We start from the raw sequence: 1057 nt of genomic DNA, 5'->3' as shown, positions 1-1057 counted from the left end.
GCGATACGCGGGGCGATGTTCTTGCCATAGGCCGTCGCGGGCGCGAGGATGTGCGAATAGTCCTTCGCGATATTCAGCACCGTGCCCTCGACATTCTCGGCCAGACCTTCGGCGAGTTGAGGCGCATCCGCAAGCAGCACTTTAGATACGCCTGCGATCTTGGCTGCCGCATCGGCCGCGCCTTGCGCGTTCGCACCGGCGACCAGCACATGGATATCGCCGCCGATTTTCGATGCCGCCGCTACCGTGTTCAACGTCGCGGCCTTGATGGACGCGTTGTCGTGTTCCGCAATTACCAGAATCGTCATCAGATCACCTTCGCTTCGTTCTGCAACTTCTCGACCAGCGTCTTGACATCGGGCACCACCACACCCGCCGAACGCTTGGGCGGCTCGACGACCTTCAGCGTCTTCAGTCGCGGCGCGACGTCCACGCCAAGGTCGGCCGGCTTCACGACCGTCAGCGGCTTCTTCTTTGCCTTCATGATGTTGGGCAGCGTCACATAACGCGGCTCGTTCAGGCGCAGGTCGGTGGTGATGACAGCGGGCAGCTTCAGCGACAGCGTTTCCGCGCCGCCGTCGACTTCGCGCGACACGGTGGCTTTGCCGTCGGCCACGACGACCTTCGATGCAAACGTCGCTTGCGGCAAGCCTGCCAGCGCGGCGAGCATCTGTCCGGTCTGATTCGAGTCGTCGTCGATTGCTTGTTTGCCGAGGATGACGAGTTCGGGCTTTTCTTGATCGACCAACGCCTTGAGCAGTTTGGCGACGGCAAGCGGCTGCAACTCATCGACGGACTCGACGAGAATGGCGCGATCCGCGCCGATTGCAAGCGCCGTGCGCAGCGTTTCCTGGCATTGCGTGACGCCGCACGACACGGCGATCACTTCGGTTGCCACGCCCGCTTCCTTCAAACGCACCGCCTCTTCCACGGCGATCTCGTCGAACGGGTTCATGGACATCTTCACGTTGGCGATATCGACACCCGTGTTGTCCGACTTCACCCGGACCTTCACGTTGTAGTCGACCACGCGCTTGACTGGCACCAGAATTTTCAT

The 1057-nt window shown here is 61.5% G+C and carries 1 protein-coding gene and 1 pseudogene; both read right to left on the bottom strand.

Annotated features, from left to right (window positions below; all coding sequences use genetic code 11):
* Positions 1-308, bottom strand: a pseudogene (locus tag QCE79_RS32925) (electron transfer flavoprotein subunit alpha/FixB family protein); the annotation flags it as partial.
* Positions 308-1057, bottom strand: coding sequence for an electron transfer flavoprotein subunit beta/FixA family protein (locus QCE79_RS32920; RefSeq protein WP_309851645.1), 750 nt, complete (start codon positions 1055-1057; stop codon positions 308-310). The pseudogene QCE79_RS32925 and the gene QCE79_RS32920, both read right to left, overlap by 1 nt.

Source organism: Caballeronia sp. LZ003 (genome assembly GCF_031451465.1).
Classification (GTDB): domain Bacteria; phylum Pseudomonadota; class Gammaproteobacteria; order Burkholderiales; family Burkholderiaceae; genus Caballeronia.
This window is presented reverse-complemented; position numbering and strand designations above follow the sequence as displayed.

What these genes read in the sequence shown, in the direction of transcription:
- QCE79_RS32920 (WP_309851645.1), bottom strand. Translation starts at nt 1,057, where the DNA reads ATGAAAATTCTGGTGCCAGTCAAGCGCGTGGTCGACTACAACGTGAAG.